A 25,172-nucleotide genomic window follows, 5' to 3' on the forward strand; every position below is an offset into this window, starting at 1 on the left:
ATCAATCATATAAAACAAAGCGTAACATGAAAAAACTAATACTGTTTTTTTTGGGCACTATCGTTATGTCCGCCACTATACCGGCGCAAACGGCTGCTGAGATAAGTGCAGCCAAAGCACTGGTTAAAAAAATGACCCTGGAAGAAAAGGCCGGACAAATGACACAGATCACCCTGGCGCTGATAGCCAAAGGTGGCTGGGGTAATGAAGATGGTGCTTTAGACCCTGCAGCCTTAAAAAAAATAGTCACCGAACATCATATTGGCTCTATACTTAACACCACCGCCCATGCATTGCCGGTGGATACCTGGGTAAAGCTCATTACACAAATACAGGATGAAGCCCAAAATACCCGGTTGAAAATACCCGTGATCTATGGTTTGGATGCCATTCATGGCCAGACCTATACGCTGGATGCCACCCTGTTCCCTCATAATATTGCCATTGCGGCCACCCGTGATCCGGAATATGCCCGCCAGGCAGCTAAAGTAACCGCCAATGAATTAAGAGCATCGGGTGTGCGATGGAACTTTGCACCCGTACTCGATATTGGCCGGCAGCCTTTATGGTCACGCTTTGCCGAAACCTACGGCGAAGACGTGCATATGGTTACACAATTTGGTGTGGCCGCTATTAAAGGATATGAAGAGGACGGACTGAAAAATACCACCGCCGTTGCCAGCTGTATGAAACACTACCTGGGTTATGCCGCTTCACGTACCGGCAAAGACAGAACGCCCATTTACCTGCCGGAGATTGAATTAAGAGAACTGCATTTGCCGCAGTTCAGGGCGGCTGTTAAAGCAGGCTCGGCATCTATCATGATCAACTCCAGTGAGATCAATGGCATTCCTGTGCATGCCGATAAATACCTGCTCACCGATGTATTGCGCAAAGAGCTGGGCTTCCAGGGTGTGGTGGTGACCGATTGGGAAGATATTATCCGCCTGCATACCATTCATCATGTGGCTCCCACACCATTAGATGCGGTGGTCATGTCCATCAATGCAGGAGTAGATATGAGCATGGTACCCTCTGATCTTTCTTTTTACAGCCTGTTAATTGAAGCAGTGAATAAAAAACTTATTCCCATAAGCAGGGTAGATGATGCGGTGTTACGTATACTGTTAATGAAGTATAAACTGGGCCTGTTCGATAATCCTTATCCCGAAAAAGAAGCGATACAAAATTTCGGCAAACCGGCCTACCAGGTACTCGCGCTGGAAGCGGCAAGAGAGGCTATCACCTTATTGAAAAATGACCAGGTATTACCACTTTCCAAAGAGGCAAAAGTATTGGTGGCCGGCCCTTCGGCACAAAGCCTGGCCGCCCTGAATGGTGCCTGGAGTTATACCTGGCAGGGTAACGATGACCGCTGGTATCCCAAAGACAGTAAAACCATCCTGCAGGCAATAAAAGAAAAGATCGGCGCTGATAAGGTAGTTACTACCACCGGCCCGGGTTTTACCAATGCATTGAACGATGATGCGGAAAGTTTAAAAAAAGCAGCGGCCGGCGTTGATGCTATCGTATTGTGTATTGGCGAAAATGCCTATGCGGAAAGCCCGGGTAATATACGCGACCTGGCCTTGCCGGATAACCAAAAGTTATTAGTGGAGACGGCTATTCTTACGGGTAAACCGGTAATACTGGTGTTAACAGAAGGCCGGCCTTTATTTATTACGGACTATGCACCGTCGGTAAAGGGTATTGTAATGACTTACTGGAGCGGAAAGAAAACTGCCGAAGCATTGGCTGATATTCTTTGGGGTGATCATAACCCCAGTGGCCGGTTACCCTTCAGTTATCCCAAAAGCATGGGCGAAATAGTGATGTATGACAGAAAAGGCACAGAAGAGAAACGGGAGATACTCAATGAGAATGTTAGCTGGGATGGCTACGATCCTTTATTCCCCTTCGGTCATGGATTAAGTTATACCGGTTTTGCTTATAAAAATTTAAAGGTCAGTAACAAAACCTTGCAGGCCGGGCAAAAAATTACCATTACGGTTGATATTACCAATACAGGCAATCGGGATGGGAAACATGCGGTAGAGTTATATAGCCGTGACCTCTATGCCAGTATTACACCCAGTATGCGCCGGTTGCGTGCCTTTACCAAAATATTTTTAAAAGCCGGCGAAACAAAAACAGTGAGCTTCACTATAACACCGGCAGACCTGGCTTTTGTCAACGCGACTTTAAAAACGGTTACCGAGCCGGGTGATTTTGAATTATATATAGGCGATCAAAAAACAACCATCACCTACCAATAATTTTTATGAAGCCAGCTGTATTACTACTATCGTCGTCCCTTGCGTCGCACACTTCATCGTTCTGTTCCTTATGCAGCAGGCTGGTAATACTATGCTGCCTGGCCTTTGGTGTAGGGGCTTGTAACCCGGCCCCGGAAAAGCTACAGTTTTTTCCCTCTCATCATCCGGGTATTCAATATATCGGCCGGGTTGATTTTTCCGATTCAACAAAACCAGTCTTCTGGCAGCCCGGTGTACAGGTTAACTTTACTTTCCCGGGTGATTCCTGTGGTATCATCCTGCAGGATGAACAGTTATGGGGTACTTCGCACAATTATATTCAAGTGGTAGTGGATAGTGTTGAAAAAAGGTTACGTCTGTACAAGGCCATCGATACCATCTGGTTCAGGGGTAAAACAGGAGTAGCAGCACACCAGGTATCTGTTATAAAAAATACGGAAGCTGGTATCGGGTATATCGCTGTTAAAGGTATTATTGCCCGGGAATTGTTAGGCCCCCCGGCGCTGAAACCAAGGAAGATAGAATTCATTGGCAACTCCATTACCTGTGGTATGGGCAGCGATACCAGTGATATTCCCTGTGGTAAAGGGCAATGGTACGATCAGCATAATGCCGCCAAAAGTTACGGAGCGCTTACTTCCGCAGCCTTAAATGCCCGCTATCATTTATCATCGGTTTCCGGCATTGGTTTAATGCATAGCTGTTGTGGTGTAAAAATAACCATGCCGCAGGTCTTTGATAAAATCAGTATGCACAATGATTCTTTACCATGGAACTTTGCCCAATACCAACCCGACCTGGTATCAGTTTGTTTAGGGCAAAACGATGGTATACAGGACAGCGCTATATTCGTTAATAACTATGTGCGTTTTTTAAAACAACTAAGAACGTACTATCCTGAAGCGCAATTTATCTGTGTTACCAGCCCCATGGCTGATGAGCATTTGAGAACATTTTTAAAAAACGCTCTGGCTGCTGTGGTACAAGAATTGAAGCAGGGTGGAGATAACAGGGTAGATATTTTTGTTTTTGAAAACCAATACACGGCAGGTTGCGACTTTCATCCCAGCTTGTCCGAACACCGGCTTATTGCGGAACAACTCACTGCCTTTATCAGGCAAAAAATGAAATGGTAATGATGAAATGCTTGGGTACATACGTATCAGGTTTAATAATACTGGGTTTTATCATCAATAAACCGGCATATGCTCAGTCTGCAAAAGCCTTCGTTACACAATCAGGCTTTTATACCAATGGCCCTAAAACCATTATACTAACGCATGCAAAAGCTAATGAGCCCTTTGGTATTATTGATCTGGATACCCGGCAAAATGTTTTTGCAGGCCGTTTAACATCAGGCAGAAAATCTCCTACTGCTGATATCACCGGGTATGCCGCTGAATTTTCGGCATTGAAAAAAAACGGGTACTATGCCATACAGTATAAAGGACAAAACCTGGATAGCTTTTATATTCAACCGGCTGTTTACCATGCGCTGAGTGCAGGAGCTATAAAGTCTTACTACTACCAGCGGGCATCTATGCCTTTATTACCGCAATATGCCGGCAAATGGCATCGTGGGGCCGGTCATCCCGATACTATAGTCTATATACATCCTTCAGCTTTGGGTGATACACACCCTGCGGGCGCAAGAATAAAATCTCCCGGAGGTTGGTACGATGCCGGTGATTACAACAAATACATTGTTAACGCTGGCATTACCATGGGCACTTTATTAACGGCCTATGAAGATTTTTCCGGTTATTATGATACTTTATCCCTCAATATCCCGGAATCCGGTAATGGTATACCGGACATTATCAATGAAATTATCTACAACCTCCGCTGGATGCTGACCATGCAGGATACGGATGGCGGTGTATTCACCAAATGTACTAATGCTGCTTTTGACGGGATGGTAATGCCCGGTATAACAAAAGACAAACGTTATGTAGTAAAAAAAAGTACAGCTGCCACACTCGACTTTGCGGCGGTAACAGCGCAGGCGGCCCGCATTATGAAAGCCATGCCCGGTTTGCGGCAATTAAGCGATAGTTGTTTAACAGCAGCAAACAAAGCCTGGCAATGGGCAATTAAAAATCCCAAGCTGTATTACGACCAGGATGCCATGAACAAACAATACCAGCCTGCTATTACAACCGGCGGTTATGGCGATAAAAAACTGGAGGATGAATGGTTTTGGGCAGCGGCCGAGCTATACATTACTACCCGCGACACCTTTTTTTTGAACTATGCACAGCAATACTGGCAGCCTGTATATGATCTGCAGGGCTGGCCCAATGTAGGCATGATGGGTTGTTACACTTTACTAAAACATGCAACCGCAGTAGCCTTACCTGAATCATTTGTGTCACAATTAAAACAAAGATTATGGCAACTGGCCGATGAATACCTCGCCGTCCAGAATAAAACTGCTTTTGCTACGGTAATGGGGTATAATGCGGCCAATTACTCCTGGGGTAGTAATGCGGTGGCGGCCAACCAGGCCATGTTATTGATAAAAACTTATTTATTAAACGGGCAAACAAAATACGTACATGCCGCTTTAACCAACCTGGAATATTTAACAGGGCGTAATGCTACGGAGTATTCTTTTATAACGGGCTTTGGCAAAAAAACACCCATGTATCCGCATCACCGGCCTTCAGCAGCGGATGGTATTACTGAGCCTGTTCCCGGTTTTTTAGTGGGCGGGCCTAACAGACATGCCGCCGCGCAGGATAAGTGTGTATACAACAGCCTGGTACCCGAACTGCAGTATACCGATGCTGCCTGTTCTTTCGCGTCCAATGAAATTGCTATTAACTGGAATGCACCATTGGTCTATATTACAGGCGCAATGGAAAGTATAAAATACCAGTTACAGTTTAATGATTGATCTCCTGTAAAAGTTTATGGAACAAATGTCCGGTTACCTCGCCGGGCACACCGTTGTTGATCAGCTGACCATCAACAGTACCAACCGGTTTTATATTGAGTGTACTGCTGCTGATAAAGACTTCTTTGGCGGCATACACTTCCTCCCGGCTTATATCACGTAGTTCTACCTTAAACTCTTTTCCGGCAATAGCCAGGATATGCTTGCGGGTAACGCCTGCTAAAATATGTTGTGCAGGGGTAATGAGGGTATTATCCTTATCAACAATAAAAAAATTAGCCCTGGGACATTCGGTAATACTATTGCTGTTGTAATATAACACTTCCTGTGCGCCTGATTGCTGAATAACCGGCTGCAGCCATACGGCCATTAAATAATCAATGGTCTTAACGTGGGGTAATTGACGCTGGTGCTGGTGAGTCATCAGTGAAACGGGTGCTGCCAGGGTAGCGGGTAACTGTAAAGCCTGCTGGGTAATAATAAAATTAGGTGCAGCAATAGAATAGGCATCCGGTGCATAACCGGCTGTTACACCTACACGTATGCCGCCATTGGGCATGTCGTTCTTTATAATGAGTTCCTTCAATATGGTAATGATCTCTTCCCGGTTATAGGGCAGGGGCAGGCGCATGGCTTCGGCCGATCGTTCCAGTCTTTCCAGGTGGTCATCTATAAAAATAAGCCGGTGATCAATGAACTTAAAAAAATCAAAAATGCCATAGCCTCTTTGTATGGCCATATCGGTAATGGTAAGCCGGGCATTATTGGCGGGCACTAACTGGTCGTTTACAAAACTGTAATAAGGGCTCATGGTTTGTGGTTATATTTTTTTAGCAGTTCTTTAATAGTGTTCACAGGTAAGGCTTCAATCTTCCTGCCTTTATAACCGGTGGTGGTGGTAGCCATAAACAGGGAATTTAAAATGGCCTCCTCTGTTGCTTCTATCACCGCCATAAACAGGGGCGAGGTGTAATCGTTATGTAGTAAGGGCATTGTGAATACGGTACTGTCCGGTTGATGCGGAATACGTACGCCTGCATGGGTAGAAAAAGCAATGGCATAATCACCACTGCCATTGGAGGCAATGCCGCCGGTCTTGCCCAGGCCCAGCATACTCCGTGCCGCCAGGCGTTCTAAATTACGGCTATCCAATGGTGCATCAGTAGCAATAACGATCATGCAGGAGCCGTCAACATTATTCAATAACTGGTTGCTGAAGGAGAATTTTTTTAACTCCTCGCCAACAGGTATGCCATCTACCTGTAATACACCGCCATAATTGGTTTGTACCAGTACGCCTACGGTATAACCGCCCAGGCTTTTGGGTAATTGGCGTGAAGCCGTACCTATACCACCTTTAAAGCCAAAACAAACAGTGCCGGTACCGGCGCCTGCATTGCCTTCTGTTACGTTGCTGCCCGCATTTTTTATAGCATTCAATACGTCCTGCTCCTGCACATGCCGGCCACGGATATCGTTCAGCCAACCATCATTGGTTTCGCCTACCAAGGCATTTACCGATTGTACGTTTTCATTACCGGCCTGCTGTAAAGTATAACCTACCACAGCGTTCATGGCCGTGCTTACACTCAGTGTATTGGTCAGTATAATGGGGCTTTCTATATTGCCCAGTTCCATTACCTGGGTACTGCCTGCCAGTTTGCCAAAACCATTGCCTATAAAAATGCCTGCCGGTACTTTTTGCTGGAAAACATTACCGTTATGGGGCAGTATAGCCGTCACACCGGTGCGGATACTATCGGCTTTTATCAATGTGGTATGGCCTACCAGCACACCGTTTACATCGGTAATGCTGTTTAATTTGCCGGGTGTTAATACGCCGGGTGCAATACCCAGCTCGCGGGCCCTTTTTTGCCCGCAAAGGGTAGTGGTTAAGAGGCAACAGGCAATAATGCCCCAGTAATGAAAATGGCGTAACTGCATAGCAATAATTAAAAACCTAAGTTAATAAGTTGTGGCCATAAATAAACCCGCAATAAAATGCATACTGGCAGGCGTTAATAAAAAAAGCGAATGACTGATCATTCGCTTTTTAATGTTTTACTTTATCAACCGGTTAATTTTGACCAAACAGGTTGCCCACCGCACCTTCCAGCATCGGGAATTTTTCTATCACATACTGTTTTACAGCCTCTATGGCTTTTGCAGCCTGCTCGTCGTTAATACCGGCTTCCGCTTTTATCTTGTCAATTAATTCTTGCATGTTAAGGAATTATGGGTTAATTAAATCTGTTAATGGTTTAAGCCACTTTCAATAAATTCATCTTGCTCTTATCAAAAGTACGTTTGGCATATTCAATATCCAATACAAACTTCTTCTCTTTAGAGGAGGGTAGTTCGAACATGGCATCCAGTAAAATGCTTTCGCAAATGCTGCGTAATCCACGGGCGCCTAATTTATACTCTACGGCTTTCTCCACCATAAAGTCCAGTACTGCGTTATCAATCACCAGTTCAATGCCTTCCAGCTCAAATAATTTTTTGTACTGTTTAATCAGGGCATTCTTAGGCTCGGTTAAAATGGAGCGTAAGGTCTCTGCGGTTAAAGGGTCCAGGTGGGTTACCACCGGTAAACGGCCTAATAATTCGGGTATTAAACCAAACGATTTTAAATCCGTTGGGTTAACATATTTCAGCAGGTTCTTCTTCATATCTTCCTGCTGCTCTTTATCCACGTTAAACCCAATGGTATTGGTCTGTACACGGCGGGCAATAATGCGGTCAATGCCGTCAAATGCACCACCGCAGATAAACAATATATTCTGGGTGTTGATCTTTACCAGTTTTTGTTCGGGGTGTTTACGGCCGCCCTGTGGGGGTACCAGCACTTCCGATCCTTCCAGTAATTTCAGCATACCCTGTTGTACACCCTCACCGCTAACGTCGCGGGTAATGGAAGGGTTATCTCCTTTACGGGCCACTTTATCAATCTCGTCAATAAACACAATGCCGCGTTCTGCTGCAGCCACATCATAATTACATACCTGCAGTAAGCGGGATAAAATACTTTCCACGTCCTCACCCACATAACCCGATTCGGTAAATACGGTAGCGTCTACAATGGTAAAGGGAACGTTCAGTAAGCGGGCAATACTTTTTGCCAGTAAGGTTTTACCGGTGCCGGTTTCACCCACCATAATAATATTGCTCTTCTCTATTTCAACATCGTTATTATTCTCTTTGTTATCGCCGTTGCGTTGTTTTAAACGTTTGTAGTGGTTATATACCGCTACAGCCATGGTACGCTTGGCATCATCCTGCCCAATCACGTACTCATCTAAAAATTTCTTTATTTCCACCGGCTTTTTAATGGTCAGTTTAAAGCCGGAGCTGCCTTTGTCATCGCGGGAAACCAGTTCCTGTTCAATGATCTCACGGGCATGCTCCACACAGTTTTCGCAAATATGCGCTTCCTGCCCTGCAATTAAAATTTTCACATCATCACGGGTGCGATTACAAAACGAACAATGTAAGGGACTTTTTGCCATGTTATTACAACAAATTAAAATGCCGTTAGTTGAGTGCTGAGTCTGTTTGCGGCGTTACCGGGCTCATTTTAACAGGCTTCAAACAAACCCGGCAAATGCAGCCATAACAAGCAAACTCGTTACTGAATGATTAATATGCAAAATTAAAAAACCCTCCTGACAGAAGGGCTTTTTTTATTACGATATTGCAAAAATAGTTTTTTGCAACAACTTTCTGATTAATAGGGTCTTACAGCTTGTCTACAATGCCGTCTACAATGCCGTAGGCAATCGCTTCTTTGGCATCCATATAATAATCACGGTTAAAGTCTTTCATGATCTGTTCTATGGTTTTACCGCAGTTCTCTGCTAAAATACGGGCGCCTATCTCTTTAACACGCTGTGTCTGGCGGGCCTGTATCTCCAGGTCGGCGGCAACACCACGCATCATACCGCCTAATGAAGGCTGGTGTATCATTACCTCACCGTTAGGGTAAATAAAGCGTTTACCTTTTTCGCCGGCGCTCAGCAAAATACTACCCATACTGGCAGCCATACCCATACAAATGGTGCTTACCGGGCTGCTGATCAGTTTCATGGTATCATGTATCACCATGCCGCTGGTAACCACACCACCGGGGCTGTTAATGTAAAATTTTATTTCTTTACCCGGGGCATCAGCTTCCAGTAATAACAACTTGGTCGTTACTTCCCTCGCCGATTTGTCGTCTACTACACCCCACAGGTAAACGGCTCTTTTTTCAAAAAATAATTTCTCCAGCTTTTTATTCAGCATCATCAGGTCGTCACGTTTGTCTTCCGGTTGTTTCTCATCCTCTTCATCATCCATGCGCCAGTTGCCTGATAATAAATTACTATGGTTCATGCTATTTTAATTTTTTTAATTGTTATTTTTTATTTTACCGGCTGTATTGCTACTATCATCGCCTGTTGTGTCACTCTCTTGTACGTCTGGTAATGCTATTGGGCATTGTGTAAGCGGCTGTTCTTTTTTCCGTAAACTCAATTACCAAATTTTCAAATTAGCTCATTACCAAATTAATCCTTCTTCTCTTTCCTCGGGTTTATCAGCAATACCTCATCTACCAGGCCATACTCTTTGGCCTCAGTGGCTGTTAACCAATGGTCACGGTCAAAATCGGCTTCAATTTTATCCAGCGGTTGATTGCTGTGGTAGTTAACAATATCGTATAACTCATTTTTCAGTTTACGTATCTCGTTAACGGTAATTTCAATATCACTGGCCTGTCCGCCAATGCCGCCGCTGGGCTGGTGCATCATTACACGGGCATGTTTCAGTGCGGCACGTTTGCCCTTGCTGCCTGCCGTTAACAAAATAGCGCCCATACTGGCTGCCATGCCGATACAGATGGTCGCCACATCGGGGCTCACATACTGCATGGTATCATATACACCTAAGCCGGCATATACACTGCCACCGGGACTGTTGATATACATATTAATATCACGGGTGCGGTCGGTAGAATCCAGGAATAATAACTGGGCCGTAATGATATTAGCTACTTCATCATTAATGGGGTAGCCTAAAAATATAATACGGTCCATCATTAAACGGCTGTATACATCCATTACGGCTACATTCATCGGGCGTTCTTCAATAATATTAGGAGTAAGGCCGGTAACCAGGTGCGATGCATAACCATGTAAAGTATTACTGGATATACCGCGATGCTTTACAGCATATTTTTCAAATTCAGAATTAAAGCTCATCTATAAAAATTATTAATTGAATGATGGTAAAACTAATATAGTAACAAAAAAGATAAGGGTTTGTTTTTTTATTAACCGGCCCTTTACCTGTAATGCCGCTACGGGTTTGTTTCCTTCAAATATCCGTCCAAATGCTAAAACCACAAAATACTATGACAGGTTTGGAGGAAAATGGAAAAAACAGGACAAATTGGCAATTTTAGAGACTTAAAGCAGAAAGCTAAAAGCCGAAAGCCGAAAGCCGAAAGCCGAAAGCTAAAAGCCGAAAGCCGAAAGCTAAAAGCCGAAAGCCGAAAGCAGAAAGCTGAAAGCAGAAAGCCTAAAGCTGAAAGCTGAATGCAGAATGCTGAAAGCTGTTGACATGCTTGTTATGCGTCAGCAATGCAGGATTTGGTGATGCCGGACGCGGCTATGCGAGACTGCGGCTATGCGAGACTTGCAGTCTCGCATCCATCATTCTATCGCCTCCGGCGATCTGACACATATGGCAAAACATTACACACCGGTTATACAAGACCTCGCTATACGAGACTTGTAATGCTTGCTATGCGAGACTTGCAGTCTCGCATGACCATTCTATCGCCTCCGGCGATAAAAACCAAAAACAAACCGGTTTCATAAACGGAATTATTCAGTGCCGATAAGCGAAACAAACGATGAACGGAGCGTCGCAACAGGAGTATAATCAGGGCGATGCAGCTGGTCCATAAAAAAACAAAACCCCTCTTTTGAGGGGTTTTAAAACCTGTTATTATCTGTTAATGGTGAGCGTGTTGGTGCTCCTGTACCATTTTAGTGAAATCTTCTACAGAAATTTCCTGCTCAACCGGTTTTACCTGTGTTTCGGCCCAGTCAAACATTTTTTGTGTTTGTAAACGCATGAACGCATCTTCCACGTATTTCCTATCCTTCATCATCTTGTCTACATACTCTTTCACCCATGGCTGGTCTTCCAGATTCATACCGCCGCCCATGCCGCTCATATAACTGAACAGTTGGTTCAGGGCAAACTGGCGCACTTCTTCGGGTTTAACATCAATAGCCTGGTCTTTCGTGATTTTTTCAGAGATCAGTGACCATTTTAATTGCTTCAGGAAGCCGGGGAACTCCTGTTCAACCTGCTCATCGGTTTTAGGCGCAGCACCTTCTTCAGTGCCCTGCTGCTGTAACCATTTTTTCAAAAAGGTTTCGGGAAACTCAATGGTAGTATGGTCAGTTAACTGGTGGAAGATCTGGTCCTGGATCTGGTTGCTGCTCTGGCTTTTCCAGTAGGCTTCAATCTCCGCTTTAATTTTAGCACGCAGGTCTTCTTCAGTTTTTACTTCCTGGTTAGGATACAGCTGATCAAAGAAATCCTGGTTCAGTTCTTTCTTTATTTTAGAACCAATTTTATTGATGGTAAGGGTGAAAAACTTATCAGCAGCGCCTTCCTGTTCGCTTATTTTCAGGTCTTCCAGTACAGAAGCCAGTTCTTTATCTTCAAACGCAGCTTTTAACTGGATGGTAATGGTATCGTTAACCGCCTTGCTCTGTAAAGCAGTACGGGTAGCTTCGTTAAAATATTTGGTAACATATACCTGGTTGCTGGTAACACCACCTTCAACGGCATTGCCTTTCTCATCACTCTCGGTAAAAGCCAGGGTTAATACATTATCCTCGCCGGTTACCGCAGTTTCTTCTTTGGTATCGGCAAAGCGGTTTTGTAAACGCTCTACTTCTTCATCTAACATGGCATCAGTAACGGTTACTTTATAACCGGTAATGCTGGCGCTGCCCAGGTCAGGTAAAGTAAACTCAGGTTTTAAACCAACTTCAAAATTAAAAGTGTAATCCTGTGGATTGTTTACATCAATACTTTTGAAATCAGCTTCCAGGGGCAGGGGTTGGGCAAAAATTTCTACCTGGCCGCTTTGCAGGTAAGCGTTCAGTTCCTTGTCAATGGTCTTTAATACCTCGTCGGTAAATAAAGAAGCACCGTACATTTTTTTAATTAAACCGGCAGGCACCATTCCTTTTCTGAAGCCGGGAATATTGGCCTGCTTGCTGTATGTTTTTAATGCTTTGTCAAAAGAAGGGAGATAATCGTTTTTTTCTATTGTAACGGAAAGTTTCTCGTGCAATAGACCGATGTTTTCTTTAGTAATTGTTGCCATGATATGTTTTTAAAGCCCGACAAAGTCGGATACATTTTATTATAAAATGAAAAAACAGTTACCGGATAAGTAACTGTTCTTTCATTTTCCCGGTTAGGGGCGTTAATTTTTTGTCCGGATGGAGGGACTCGAACCCCCACACCTCGCGGCATCAGATCCTAAGTCTGACGTGTCTACCAATTTCACCACATCCGGAAGACTATTATTGAAAACTGAAAGAACCTAAGGCATTCAGCCCACACATTATAAAGTGTTCACAAACCTGCTAAACTTTATAATGGGCTGCAAAAGTAAGGTTTTTTTGGAAATGAGGCTTTTTTTGAAAATTTATTTTTTTGCTCCTCTCAGCTGTCAAAAGAGGCTGTCAGTCATCATTTTTTATACCCCGCACTGCTCTAAACCTTTGTACATTTGAGCACTTTTTTTATGAAGCCTGACACAACAAAATACTATATCATTGCCGGCGAAGCCTCCGGCGACCTGCACGGCAGTAACCTGATCAAAGCCATGAAAGTTTTACAACCCGGCGCCGATTTCAGGGCCTGGGGCGGCGATAAAATGCAGGCCGCAGGGGCCACCCTGGTAAAACATTACCGCGACCTGGCCTTTATGGGTTTTGTGGAAGTGGTGATGAACCTCCGGACCATCTTTAAAAACCTGGCACTTTGTAAGCAGGATATCAGCAATTACAAACCCGATGCTATCATACTGGTGGATTACCCCGGCTTTAATTTACGCATAGCCAAATGGGCAAAGGAGCAGGGCATTAAAGTTATATACTACATTTCCCCGCAGGTATGGGCCTGGAAAGCCAACCGGGTAAAAATGATGAAACAGTGCATTGATAAAATGCTGGTGATACTTCCTTTTGAAAAAGACTATTTTAAAAACAAATGGAACTGGGAGGTGGAATATGTGGGCCATCCGCTGGTGAATGTAATTGATGAGGCCATGCAGCAACAACCCGTACAGAAACTATCCGGTAAGCCGGTAGTGGCCTTATTACCGGGCAGCCGTAAGCAGGAAATTAAAGTTAAACTGCCTATTATGTTACAGGTGGCCAAACAATTTGCGGACTACCAGTTCATTGTGGCCAAAGCGCCCGGCCTGGACGAAAGTTTTTACGATGAAATGTTACAGGGGTATGGCAATGTATCTTATGTCAGTAACCAGACCTATAACCTCTTACGTCAATCCAGCGCTGCCCTGGTAACATCGGGTACGGCCACCCTGGAAACGGCATTATTCGGGGTACCGGAAGTGGTTTGTTATAAAGGTTCTCCAATCTCTTATGCTATTGCCAAAAGAGTGATCAGTATAAAATATATTTCGCTGGTAAATTTAATTATGGATAAGCCGGTAGTAAAGGAACTGATACAGCATGAACTGACACCGGCAAACATCACCAAAGAGCTGGAAGCTTTACTGCATGATCCGCAACGTAAACAGGAACTGGCCAGTGATTATAAAGCCCTGAAAGAATTATTAAGCCAGGGTGGTAATGCTTCCGAAAAAGCCGCAAGATCGATCGTTGATTTTTTAGCAGCCTAACTTAAAGCCCAGGATAATTAAAGCTACCAGGAACAACAGTATGCTCAGGCGGTTGATGCCATGCATGTACTTTACCCAGCTGCTGTCAGGCCTGTCCTTATCTTTCTTTTTAAGGTATAAATACTCGGCTATTTGTTTCCAGATGCCCATGAACTTTATTTAAATGTAAAGGTAATGAAGCTGTAACTTGTAAATAAAAAATCCCGGCTACTTAAAGCAACCGGGACTTATTCAAAATCTGTCAACTTATTTTAGGACGATTCATTGTTTTAACATTTAATATTTGCCAAAGCGGTTTTGGAAAAGCGCTACGTTGACACCTGCACGAAAAATAGGAGCCATCCGGGCTTGATAAGTACCGGTAAGTGAATTGTACACAACGTTTACATAAGGTGAGTTTATATTCTTTAACACATCAACCGATAAAGAAAGATAAAAGAAAGTATTATTACCGTTTTCTCTTCCTTGTGCATATCCCGCACCTAATAATAATGAACTGGCATCAACATTAAATTTCTGGCTTGGGTAACCGCTATATCCTTCTTTACCTGATGTAAAATTATGTTCAAACTGTGCCTGGGCAAATATGAAGTTGACTGGATAAATTCTTGTAAAGACACCAGGTCCGAAAGTAGTTTGATTTTGCTTGTAAACAGGAGAGGCATTTTTGTCTTTAAACTGGTTATAGTTAACATTAAAAGATATACCTGCATCTAACCAATTAAAAAACTTGTATCCAAAATGAGGTACAATGCCAGCGGAAAACTGGCTGATCCTGGAGCCTCCGCCAAAGCCCAGGCTTACATTACCACCGGTGAATAAATTTTCAAGTTTAAAAAACTTTTCTTCAGGCTTAGGGGTATTGGTTTTGTCCTGGGCAAATACAGAAAGCGTTGAACAACTAATGGCCAGGCACAATAAAACTTTTTTTAATTGCATATATCTCACTTTAATACCGGTTACAAAATGAAAAGGCAACCGGCTTGTTTTTAATCTAACTTTTTTTCTTCGGACGCTTAACAAATAACGCCAACACAAATGTTTTAGTTTGTATCAGCGTTACAAAGATATTTTCAAATGCTGTTAAACCTGCGTTAAAGCGATCCGGGGCTATGCATGGTCAAATATTTTACCCGCATTCAGGATATTATTCGGGTCAAATATTTTTTTAATCCCACGCATGATCTGTAACTGCACAGGATCAAAAGCAATATCCATATACGGCTTCTGTATCAGGCCAATACCATGTTCACCGCTGATGGTGCCCCCCAGGCTTTTCACCAACGCAAATAATTCACGCAGGATGGCGGTCATGGCTTCATCACCATGGCTGTTAGGCGTACCCGGTTTATTGATACGGATATGTAAATTACCATCCCCTGCATGTCCGTAACAAACGGCATGAAAACCATGTTTTAATCCCAGCGCTTTTACACCTTTTACCAATGCGGGCAGTTCTGCACGGGGTACCACGGTATCCTCCTCAATCGTATAGCCGGCCATCTTTACCGCTTCGGCAGTACGGCGGCGTAGTTTCCATAATTCATCTTTTTGCTGGGAATCGTCTGCAAAGAAAACCTCGCCACCTTCATACTGGGTAGTTACTTCGGCTATCTGTTCCATCTCCTGCATCAGTACATCCAGGTTGTTACCATCCACTTCAATAATTAAATGTGCGGCAATATCATTGGTTACCGGTACGGCATGGCTGTCCACCATCTTACTCACGATCTGTAAAGCATCTATTTCTACCAGCTCCATGGCGCTGGGGGTAAAGCCGGCCCGGAAAATAGCGCTTACCGCTTCGCTGGCTTTTTCCAGTGATACAAAGGGTACCAGCATCAGCAGGTCGTACTTGGGCAAGGGGATCAGGCGTAAAACAATCCGGGTTACAATGCCCAGGGTGCCTTCGCTGCCCACCATTAACTGGGTAAGGTTATAGCCCGTGGAGTTTTTTAACACATTGCTGCCGGTCCAGATAATGTCACCGGTAGGTAAAACCACCTGCAGGTTCAATACATAATCCTTTACCACCCCATACTTTACTGCCTTTGGTCCGCCACTGTTCTCAGCAATATTACCACCAATAAAACAGGTGCCGCGGCTGCTGGGGTCAGGCGGGTAAAACAATCCTTTTTCTTTAACGGCGTTCTGTAACACTTCGGTTATCACACCGGGTTCAGTGGTTACCTGCAGGTTGCGCTCGTCTATTTCAATAATATTATTTAAACGGTCAGTTGTTATCACCACACCACCTAAATGGGGCAGGGCGCCGCCACTTAAACCGGTACCGCCACCGCGGGGTGTAACCGGTATACTGTTCGCATTACATATTTTCATGATCGCACTGATCTCTTCGGCGGTCCGGGGTCGAATAACCACATCCGGTAAAAACACCAGGCGTTCTGTTTCATCGTGGGAATATTGTTCAAGGGTTTCGGCATCGGTTTGTACGTACTGGCTTCCTACTATTTGTTGAAAAGCCTCAATATGCTCCAGCTTCATGTTAATTGCGGTTGCGATGATTTTGTTTAAGGGGATTATTAATAGCGGTAAAAATCGGAATAAAAACCCATATTCTACTATGTTTTAAGAGAATTATGGACAATTGGCAACACCAGCTGCCTGCAGGAAAATGCAAAAATATGTACGATTCAATTTTTGAGCATTGCCTGCTCATTTGCTTTTATTACCTTCGCAGCATTATTAATAAAGCTCCGTTTATGAAATTTGGTGTTGTCGTTTTTCCGGGTTCAAATTGCGATAGAGACATGCAGGATGCCCTGTCTAAAGACCTTGGTCAGGAAGTAACCATGTTATGGCATAAAGACAAGGGATTGCCCGGTTTTTCCACAGATGACTGTATCGTTTTACCCGGTGGTTTCTCTTATGGTGATTACCTGCGTTGCGGCGCCATTGCCCGTTTCAGCAATATTATGCAGGATGTGATCGCTTTTGCCAATGAAGGCGGAAAGGTATTTGGGGTGTGTAACGGCTTCCAGATCTTATGCGAATCGCACCTGTTACCCGGTGCTTTACTGCGTAACCAGAACCAGCAGTTCATTTGTAAGAACACTTTTATTAAACCGGATGGCTTTTATAAAGAAGCGATTGAAAATAAAGAGGTTATATATAAAATTCCGATTGCACACGGCGAAGGACGTTATTTTGCCGATGAAGCCACTTTAGCCGGCCTGGAAGCTAACGGCCAGGTTATTTTCCGTTATTGCGATGAGAACGGTGAGGTGAACGACCTGGGTAATCCCAATGGTTCCACCAACAATATTGCCGGCATCAGTAACAGCAACCGTAATGTATTTGGTATGATGCCGCACCCCGAGCGTGCCTGCTCTTCCATTTTAGGTAATACCGATGGCCGTGAGATCATCGAAACCTTATTGATGGCCAAGCAACTGGTAGGCTAAGTAAATCGTCTACAGGAGGTTAACGGGTAAGTTTAACGTTACATTAGTACGCCATTACCCAAACAATTGTTTTTCTTTGGTGTTTAATAGCTGAACATTTATATCTACACAGTATGAAAAAAATAATTACGCTTGCATTATTATTAGGGGTTACTGCCATCAGTTTTGCGCAGACCAACCCGGTAAGCTGGAAGTTTACCGCCAAAAAAATTGCCGATAAAACTTACGAAGTGCATTTAACGGCTACCATGGAATCGGGCTGGCATCTATACTCGCAAACCCAACCGGAAGATGCGATAGCCATGCCTACCACTTTTAAGTTTACCGCTAACCCATTATTAACCATGGACGGCGCTGTAAAAGAAAAAGGTAAAATGGAAAAATTCCACGATGCCAAACTGGGCGCTTCGGCCAACCAGTATTCAAAAACGGTGGATTTTGTACAGGTAGTAAAAGTAAAATCGAATGTAAAAACAAGCCTGCTGGGTGAACTTACCTTCCAGACCTGCGACGACAAAAAATGTCTGCCTCCTAAAAAAGTGCCTTTTAATATTCCTTTGGGATAATGATAAAAATATTAATACAGGGCCGTTCGTAAGAGCGGCTTTTTTTATTGCATAAAGATGAACAGTAATTAGTTGGGAAGGATGGGGGTTTATGGTGTGTGTAAATAAGGTAGATTGCCGGAGGCAATAGAATAAGTATTCGAAACTAAACGTTTCGCATAGCGGGTGGTCATAGTTCAAGGGTAATGAAGTATATCTACTACCGGTCTTTAAAATTGTGATGAATGTAAACTGCTTTTAGTTCAGTTGTATTGGAGTCAAACGTAAGTCTGATAATATTTTCGCCATAAATTATATCACCACCAATTATTTTTGAATAGTAACCTAAGGACGCCTGATCTACAGTTACACTACAGTTTTTTAAATGTTTCAATTCCTCGATTTTTCTTTTGTCGTTTATGTAATTATCAGCGATGTATAATTGGCCGGCGAAGGTTTCCGATAATTCTTCTCTTTTATCTCTCTTTGTGTCTGTGTCCCGGTGAAGTTTAATACCAACGGAAAGTTTGACTGTGTCGTAATCATAGTAGCGAAAAAACAAGCCGAGAGTATAATAAAAATAGGTGGTTCTCAGTACCTTTTTACCAGTGGCGGGATTGATTTTGTAGGAGTCTTTTGATGTCTTTGTCTTGCCTTTTACTCCCAACAAACTATCAATAGTAGTTTTGTTTGTTTGTGCATCAACATAAAAGTTATTGACAAACAAGCTGTCATGCCTGTATTCAACTTTTTGCCCTGCAGCAACAAAATAAAACAGAAGTAAAAAAAGTGTGCTAACTATTTGCATAAATGGTTGTATGGTATGATGAATTAGGTTTTGAGTCTTTAATTGCAAGCGGGAAATTGAAGTGTAATAGCTGGTTTATTTGTAAAAATTTTCCAGCAGTATAACGTATAAGATGTATGATATAGTATGGTTCCCCGATTTACTCAATACCTGGAACTAAAATGAACAGTAATTAATCGGGAAGGATGGGTATTTATGGAGTAAGGAAGATTGCCGGAGGCAATAGAATAAGGATGCGAAACTGGAAGTTTTGCATAGCGTCAAAACTCTCAACAACTATCCGCAAATCCTACATCAAAAAAATCCTAATTCCTAAATTTCTCACCTGTTACAAACAAAAAACCGTTTCCTCTTAAAGAAAACGGTTTCAATTTGGTGTCGTTCTGTAAAAACCCGGCGACCGGCAAGCAAGTTGATAAACTGCTATATATCAATTTGATTTTTCGTCAGGAAATACAGAACGACAAGCTTATATCGATAAAACGAATGATTGTTCGTGTATTGCAAACTTAAGGGAAATTATAATGCAATCTGTCTTTGGGTCATCATTTTTCTCAGATTTATTAAGCCGTAACGCATACGTCCTAAAGCGGTGTTAATACTGCAATTGGTAGCTGCAGCAATTTCTTTAAAACTCATGTCGGCATAATGACGGAGAATGATCACTTCACGCTGATCCTCGGGGAGATGATCCAGCATATTACGAACCCTGTCATGGCTCTGGCGTTTGATCATGACATACTCGGCACTTTCTTCAGAGAAGTTAAGCACTTCAAATATGTCCTTATCATCACCCGTGCGGATGGTAGGGGTGCGTTTTACTTTACGGAAATGATCTACACATAAATTGTGGGCAATGCGCATGGCCCAGGGCAAAAACTTACCCTCATCGGTATAACGGCCGTTACGCATCGTGTCGATAACACGGATAAAAACATCCTGGAAAATATCTTCGGCAAGGTGTTTGTCCTTTACCATAAATAAGATGGATGTATACAATTTGTCCTTATGCCTTAAAACAAGCGTTTCAAGCGCATCAAGATGACCATTGGTGAACAGGTCCACCAACTCATTGTCGGTTTTTTGACTGAATGATTTCATAATACTCCTACAGGTTTAATAGTTTCCCCATGTACACAATGCTGCACGCAGAGGTACACGACGATAGATATTGGTTTTAAAGTAAATTCGGTTGAACTAAAAAAATTGAGTAGAAGTTTATGACAATAGGCGTGTGATTTTTTGGTTTCTCATTTTATTCATTGGATTGATTGGAAATTAAAATTACACCATTTTAGATAACCGCCAAATATTTATTGTGCCTTTTGCGATCAATTTTCTAAAACAAATGTTAATACTCTCAGGCCGGATTTCACGTCTTACAGGCCGGTTGGAAAACCGGGTACTGGCGAATTTAGGCCTGAAATGCAGTGTGGTATTGTGTTTCAACAGATTTGAAAAATAAGGATAATTGTTTTTTATAACATGGAGCAATGAGTTTATTTTTGTAGACTATGGCAAGGAGCAGCAAAATAAAAGAGCATAACCACGAGGGGCAGGGTACCGTAATTTCCGCAGAAAATATACTTATTAAAGGGGCCAGGGTCCATAATTTAAAGAATATCACCGTCGAATTTCCCCGTAATAAACTCATTGTTGTTACGGGTGTATCGGGTTCCGGGAAGTCGTCCCTGACCATTGATACCTTATATGCCGAGGGCCAGCGCCGGTACGCAGAAAGCCTGAGCGCTTATGCCCGCCAGTTCCTTAACCGGATGAATAAACCCGACGTGGATTATATTAAAGGACTAAGCCCGGCCATTGCCATTGAACAGAAAGTAATTAACCGTACGCCCCGCAGTACCGTGGGCAGTATGACCGAAATACAGGATTATCTTCGTTTATTATATGCCCGTATGGGGATTACCTATTCTCCCGTTTCCGGTAAAGAAGTGACCAAGGATGATGTGACAGATGTGGTAAAAGCCATTGCCGGCTGCAAGGAAGGGGATAAAGTATTTATCCTGTCCCGCTTTAAACAGCATGCCAACCGCAGTGTACCGGAAGAATTGAATATCCTGATCCAGAAGGGGTTTTCCCGGCTCTACATAACCGGTGATAAAACGGCAGGCACTTTACATAAACTGGATGAGCTTACTGCCCTGACAGACAAAGAACTGCAGAAAATAATCCCTAAAAAGGTATCCGGTGTTTACCTGCTGGTAGACAGGATGGTGGTAAAAACATTTACAGAAGAAGACGAACACCGTTTATCCGATTCGGTAAGCACTGCTTTTTATGAAGGGGAGGGTGATGTATATGTTGAAGTGCAGGGGAAAAACGATTCGGTAAAACTCTTACACTTTAATAACCGTTTTGAACTGGACGGCATTACTTTCGAAGTACCACAACCCAATTTATTTTCTTACAATAACCCGATTGGTGCCTGTCCTACCTGCGAAGGTTATGGCCAGGTATTGGGTATTGACCAGGACCTGGTGATCCCCAATAAACTCATCAGTGTATATGAAGGAGCAGTGGCCCCCTGGCGCGGTGAAAAACTAAGTGCCTGGAAAGACCAGTTTATACGCGGCGCTAAAAGATTTGATTTCCCCATACACAAACCGATAGCCGACCTTACCGCAGCACAATTAAAAACCCTGTACACGGGTAATGAATATGTAAATGGTATCAACGACTTTTTCAAGGAAGTTGAGCAGAACCTGTATAAAGTTCAATACCGCGTGTTATTAAGCCGTTACCGCGGTAAAACAACCTGCCTTGAATGCGGTGGTACCCGTTTACGCAAAGAAGCCTTATGCGTAAAAGTAGGCGGTAAACATATCGGTGAGCTTAGCGAAATGCCGGTTAAAGACCTGAATGAATTTTTTATCCAGTTAAACAAAGGCCTTACTGCCAACCAGAAGATCATCGGCAGCCGGGTGATCACTGAAATTGTGAACCGCTTACATACTTTACTGGATGTTGGTTTAGGTTACCTGACCCTCAATCGCCTGGCCAATACCCTCAGCGGTGGTGAAAGCCAGCGTATCCAGCTGACACGCAGTTTAGGCAATAACTTAACCGATTCGGTATACATATTGGATGAACCCTCCATTGGTCTGCATGCCAGGGATACCGATAACCTGATAAGGGTGTTAAAGGAATTACGCGACCTGGGTAATACGGTGATCGTGGTAGAGCATGATGAAATGATGATGCAGCAGGCCGATCATATTATTGATATCGGTCCCCTGGCCTCACACCTGGGTGGTGAAGTAATTGCACAAGGCGATTATGATGAACTGATCAGCAACCCTGCCAGCCTTACGGGTAAATATTTAAGCGGGGCTTTAAGTATTACGCCGCCGGCCCATGTACGTAAATGGACCCGTAGCATTACCGTAGAAGGCGCCCGCCAGCATAACCTGAAAAATATTGATGTAAGTTTTCCGCTGAATGTACTTTGCGTGGTAAGCGGTGTAAGCGGCAGCGGCAAAACAACCCTGGTAAAACAAATTCTCTATCCTGCTTTACAAAAACTAAAAGGGGAATTCAGCGGCGATAAAGTAGGTTTTCATAAAGCCATCACCGGTGATATAGACAGCATACAACAGGTGGAGATGGTGGATCAGAACCCGATCGGCCGTTCATCCCGCAGTAACCCGGTTACATACATCAAAGCCTATGACGATATCAGGGATATTTTTGCCAAACAACCGCTGAGTAAAATGCGGGGCTTTCTGCCTAAACACTTTTCTTTTAACGTAGAAGGTGGTCGCTGTGAAACCTGTAAGGGTGAAGGCGAAACCGTAGTGGAAATGCAGTTCCTGGCCGATGTACACCTGGTATGTGAGAGCTGCGGCGGCAAGCGGTTTAAGGATGAAGTACTGGAAGTAAAACTGCAGGATAACAGTATTTACGATGTGCTGAATATGAGTGTGGATGATGCCATTGAATTTTTCAGCAGTGTAAAAGATGGTCAGTCTGTTGCAAGGGCCATACAACCCCTGAGTGATGTAGGACTGGGTTATGTAAAACTGGGCCAATCATCCGATACCCTTTCGGGCGGTGAGGCACAACGTATTAAACTGGCTTCTTTCTTAGGCAAAGGGCGGGCTGGTAATAATATCCTTTTCATCTTCGATGAGCCTACTACCGGCTTGCATTTTCATGATATTAAAAAACTGCTCGCATCCTTCCAGGCATTGATCGAACAGGGACATAGTATCCTGGTAATTGAACACAATACCGATGTAATTAAAAGCGCCGACTGGTTAATTGAACTGGGCCCCGAAGCCGGTGACCAGGGCGGTAATTTAGTTTACGCCGGTGAACCCAAAGGGATTAAAAAAATAAAAGCCAGTCATACCGGTAAATATTTAGCCTTGTAGAGACACCATGCTGGTGGCTCTACAAGGTAATAAGGAAACCATTATTCAAACCATGCTGGTGGCTCTACAAGACAATAAGGAAACCATCATTCAAATCATGCTGGTGGCTCTACAAGGCAATAAGAACACCATCAGGTGTTCTTATTCGTTTTAACAATATTTCTATGGTACCTGGCTTATTTTCATTTACATTAGTGAAGAAAATAATCTGTTTTATGAGGCATATTTTTACACTTATCCTTCTTTTTGGCGTATGGACCGTTCACGCCCAGACAAATATTATTGTCCCCAAAAATGTACAAAACTGGATAGATAAGGAGCTGGCAAAAGCACCTGATAAAACCCTGATGAAGGATTTTAATAAAGGGGATTTCTTTGCTCCTAAAACATCCAGGGTCATCGGTTATTTAACAGGATATAATGCGGCCGGCAGTTATACCACCGGCATGATCTATACAGCCAATAACCTTACCCGAGAGGATTATCCTACCGTAGTAAAAATTAACCCGGATGGATCATTCGAAGCGGATTTTATATTACAATACCCGCAGATCAATAATATTAATATTGATGATGTATGGATTCCCTTTTACCTGGAACCTGGACAAACAGTCGCCGTTATTGTTGATAAAGCAAAGCAGGAAGCCCAAAAACTGGATAAAGGATATTACCGGTATGCCGGCACTACCGGCCGGATCAATAATGAACTGGCTGCTATAAACTTTCAAAGCATTAAGTACACCGAACTGAACGATGCCGTTAAAACTATGGCACCGGATGATTTTAAAAAAGCAACACTGGCAAAATGGAAAAATGCCAAAGCGCAGTTGCGTAAGGAGTTTAAGCAGAAAAAAATAGCGGCAACAACACAGCTTATTGCATTAGCCAACCAGGATGTATTATTTGCTACCAACCTGTTTGATTATGCCATGTACCGGGAATACGAAAAAGCCGATACTGCTAACAAAATTGTTCAGCTTCCGTTAGAGCCATCATTCTTTAATTTTATCAACGATCTTGATCTCAACAACCGGGAACTGCTTATATCCAGCGAGTTTTCTACCTTCATTAACCGGCTGGAGTATAGCGAACCCATTTTTAAAGCCAACCGGCTGGTGAATAATGAAACGCCTGCCCTGGAAAGGGAACAACGGAAATACCAGGTAACTGATTCCCTGTTTTATGTACTGGGGCCTCAACACAGCAATTTAATTTTACAGATCATACATATACGGGCACTGCCTTTTACCCTGCGTTATGTTTTTGATAAAGTAACCGAAGCGGATAAGAACAGCTATCTGAGCTTTAGCAAAAAACAATTGACTGAACAATTCCTGGCCCAGGAGCAGGACCGGCTGGCGACAGCCGACCTCAAACGTAAAAGTAATATAGGCACGGACCTGCCCGATACCAGGGCGGCACAAATCTTTAAAGATATTATTAACCGCTACAAAGGAAAAAGACTCTATGTCGATTTCTGGGCTACTACCTGCGGCCCCTGTGTAGCCGGCATTAAAAGTAATTATGCGGTAAGAGAGCAATTTAACAATACACCAGAATTTGATTTTGTTTTTATTACATCAGAAGATGAATCGCCCAAAGAGGACTACAATAAATTTATACAGGAACAAAAGCTGGGCAATACCCACTATTTAAAGATCAGCGATTACCATTACCTGCGTGAATTATTCAAATTCAACGGCATTCCTAGGTATGTGATCATAAATGAAGAAGGCAAACTGGTGGATGATAATTTCCAGATGTACAGTTTTAAAGCGGATGTTAAAAAACATTTTCCCCAATACAGTGCGGTTATCGATGGATTGTCGAAATAATTGGTGAACGTAGTGACAGATAAAGAAAGAGTCGCCCTGCATACAA

20 protein-coding genes and 1 tRNA gene are annotated in these 25,172 nt (G+C 43.3%); 8 read left to right on the forward strand and 13 right to left on the reverse strand.

From position 1 onward, the window contains the following. Positions 1-26 precede the first annotated feature (26 nt). The 3 genes from ACFS6H_RS10710 to ACFS6H_RS10720 are packed head-to-tail and all read left to right on the forward strand — an operon-like array spanning position 27 to position 5,175. Positions 27-2,276, forward strand: coding sequence for a glycoside hydrolase family 3 N-terminal domain-containing protein (locus tag ACFS6H_RS10710; RefSeq protein ID WP_386098158.1), 2,250 nt, complete (start codon positions 27-29; stop codon positions 2,274-2,276). A gap of 5 nt (positions 2,277-2,281) precedes the next feature. Further along, positions 2,282-3,412 carry an SGNH/GDSL hydrolase family protein gene (locus tag ACFS6H_RS10715; protein ID WP_386098160.1) on the forward strand — a complete coding sequence of 377 codons (1,131 nt, stop codon included), beginning with the start codon at positions 2,282-2,284 and terminating at the stop codon, positions 3,410-3,412. Next, positions 3,412-5,175 (forward strand): glycoside hydrolase family 9 protein, encoded by a 1,764-nt coding sequence (locus ACFS6H_RS10720; RefSeq protein WP_386098162.1) that lies wholly within the window; start codon positions 3,412-3,414, stop codon positions 5,173-5,175. The genes ACFS6H_RS10715 and ACFS6H_RS10720 overlap by 1 nt, the downstream gene beginning before the upstream one ends. Here ACFS6H_RS10720 and ACFS6H_RS10725 read toward each other — a convergent pair. The 8 genes from ACFS6H_RS10725 to ACFS6H_RS10760 form a co-directional block, all read right to left on the reverse strand. Continuing rightward, positions 5,165-5,986, reverse strand: a complete 822-nt coding sequence (locus ACFS6H_RS10725) for an aminotransferase class IV (RefSeq protein ID WP_386098164.1) — start codon at positions 5,984-5,986, stop codon at positions 5,165-5,167. The two genes, ACFS6H_RS10720 and ACFS6H_RS10725, sit on opposite strands and share 11 nt — an antisense overlap. Continuing rightward, a complete protein-coding gene (locus ACFS6H_RS10730; RefSeq protein ID WP_386098166.1) occupies positions 5,983-7,119 on the reverse strand; it encodes a DmpA family aminopeptidase in 1,137 nt (378 codons plus the stop codon). Before ACFS6H_RS10730 ends, ACFS6H_RS10725 begins: the two co-directional genes overlap by 4 nt. 133 nt (positions 7,120-7,252) lie before the next feature. Beyond that, the gene (locus ACFS6H_RS10735) at positions 7,253-7,399 is read right to left on the reverse strand and encodes a hypothetical protein (RefSeq protein WP_386098168.1); all 147 of its coding nucleotides are present in this window, start codon (positions 7,397-7,399) and stop codon (positions 7,253-7,255) included. A gap of 37 nt (positions 7,400-7,436) precedes the next feature. Then, complete coding sequence (clpX, locus tag ACFS6H_RS10740) at positions 7,437-8,684, reverse strand: ATP-dependent Clp protease ATP-binding subunit ClpX (protein ID WP_386098170.1); 1,248 nt, start codon at positions 8,682-8,684, stop codon at positions 7,437-7,439. A gap of 229 nt (positions 8,685-8,913) precedes the next feature. Beyond that, positions 8,914-9,549, reverse strand: a complete 636-nt coding sequence (locus tag ACFS6H_RS10745) for a ClpP family protease (RefSeq protein WP_386098172.1) — start codon at positions 9,547-9,549, stop codon at positions 8,914-8,916. 173 nt (positions 9,550-9,722) lie between these two features. Further along, positions 9,723-10,415 (reverse strand): ClpP family protease, encoded by a 693-nt coding sequence (locus ACFS6H_RS10750; RefSeq protein WP_386098174.1) that lies wholly within the window; start codon positions 10,413-10,415, stop codon positions 9,723-9,725. A gap of 758 nt (positions 10,416-11,173) precedes the next feature. Beyond that, complete coding sequence (gene tig, locus ACFS6H_RS10755; protein ID WP_386098176.1) at positions 11,174-12,568, reverse strand: trigger factor; 1,395 nt, start codon at positions 12,566-12,568, stop codon at positions 11,174-11,176. A gap of 113 nt (positions 12,569-12,681) precedes the next feature. Continuing rightward, positions 12,682-12,763: transfer RNA gene (locus ACFS6H_RS10760), tRNA-Leu, on the reverse strand. 231 nt (positions 12,764-12,994) lie between these two features. Here ACFS6H_RS10760 and lpxB point away from each other — a divergent pair. After that, complete coding sequence (gene lpxB, locus ACFS6H_RS10765; protein WP_386098178.1) at positions 12,995-14,119, forward strand: lipid-A-disaccharide synthase; 1,125 nt, start codon at positions 12,995-12,997, stop codon at positions 14,117-14,119. Here the strand turns inward: lpxB and ACFS6H_RS10770 are convergent. The 3 genes from ACFS6H_RS10770 to ACFS6H_RS10780 form a co-directional block, all read right to left on the reverse strand. Continuing rightward, on the reverse strand, positions 14,108-14,269 hold the full coding sequence (locus ACFS6H_RS10770; protein ID WP_386098180.1) for a DUF6728 family protein: 162 nt from the start codon (positions 14,267-14,269) through the stop codon (positions 14,108-14,110). The two genes, lpxB and ACFS6H_RS10770, sit on opposite strands and share 12 nt — an antisense overlap. Before the next feature lie 126 nt (positions 14,270-14,395). Beyond that, the gene (locus ACFS6H_RS10775) at positions 14,396-15,058 is read right to left on the reverse strand and encodes a hypothetical protein (protein WP_386098182.1); all 663 of its coding nucleotides are present in this window, start codon (positions 15,056-15,058) and stop codon (positions 14,396-14,398) included. A 171-nt stretch (positions 15,059-15,229) separates the two neighbouring features. Further along, positions 15,230-16,624, reverse strand: a complete 1,395-nt coding sequence (locus ACFS6H_RS10780) for an FAD-binding oxidoreductase (protein ID WP_386098184.1) — start codon at positions 16,622-16,624, stop codon at positions 15,230-15,232. Between the two features lie 218 nt (positions 16,625-16,842). On the opposite strand from ACFS6H_RS10780, the gene purQ reads away from it, so the two are divergent. Together purQ and ACFS6H_RS10790 are read left to right on the forward strand one after the other, a co-directional pair. After that, a complete protein-coding gene (gene purQ, locus ACFS6H_RS10785; RefSeq protein WP_386098186.1) occupies positions 16,843-17,544 on the forward strand; it encodes a phosphoribosylformylglycinamidine synthase subunit PurQ in 702 nt (233 codons plus the stop codon). A 113-nt stretch (positions 17,545-17,657) separates the two neighbouring features. Further along, positions 17,658-18,110, forward strand: a complete 453-nt coding sequence (locus tag ACFS6H_RS10790) for a protein-disulfide reductase DsbD domain-containing protein (RefSeq protein ID WP_386098188.1) — start codon at positions 17,658-17,660, stop codon at positions 18,108-18,110. A 199-nt stretch (positions 18,111-18,309) separates the two neighbouring features. On the opposite strand, the gene ACFS6H_RS10795 is transcribed toward ACFS6H_RS10790, so the two are convergent. After that, complete coding sequence (locus ACFS6H_RS10795) at positions 18,310-18,897, reverse strand: hypothetical protein (RefSeq protein ID WP_386098190.1); 588 nt, start codon at positions 18,895-18,897, stop codon at positions 18,310-18,312. A 519-nt stretch (positions 18,898-19,416) separates the two neighbouring features. Further along, on the reverse strand, positions 19,417-19,998 hold the full coding sequence (locus ACFS6H_RS10800) for an RNA polymerase sigma factor (protein ID WP_386098192.1): 582 nt from the start codon (positions 19,996-19,998) through the stop codon (positions 19,417-19,419). Between the two features lie 413 nt (positions 19,999-20,411). On the opposite strand from ACFS6H_RS10800, the gene uvrA reads away from it, so the two are divergent. Both uvrA and ACFS6H_RS10810 read left to right on the forward strand, forming a co-directional pair. Continuing rightward, on the forward strand, positions 20,412-23,291 hold the full coding sequence (gene uvrA / locus ACFS6H_RS10805; RefSeq protein WP_386098194.1) for an excinuclease ABC subunit UvrA: 2,880 nt from the start codon (positions 20,412-20,414) through the stop codon (positions 23,289-23,291). Positions 23,292-23,506: 215 nt separating this feature from the next. After that, complete coding sequence (locus ACFS6H_RS10810; protein ID WP_386098196.1) at positions 23,507-25,126, forward strand: TlpA family protein disulfide reductase; 1,620 nt, start codon at positions 23,507-23,509, stop codon at positions 25,124-25,126. Positions 25,127-25,172: the final 46 nt, after the last annotated feature.

The sequence above is a fragment of the Terrimonas rubra genome, from assembly GCF_042686025.1.
In the GTDB taxonomy this organism is placed as follows: domain Bacteria; phylum Bacteroidota; class Bacteroidia; order Chitinophagales; family Chitinophagaceae; genus Terrimonas; species Terrimonas rubra.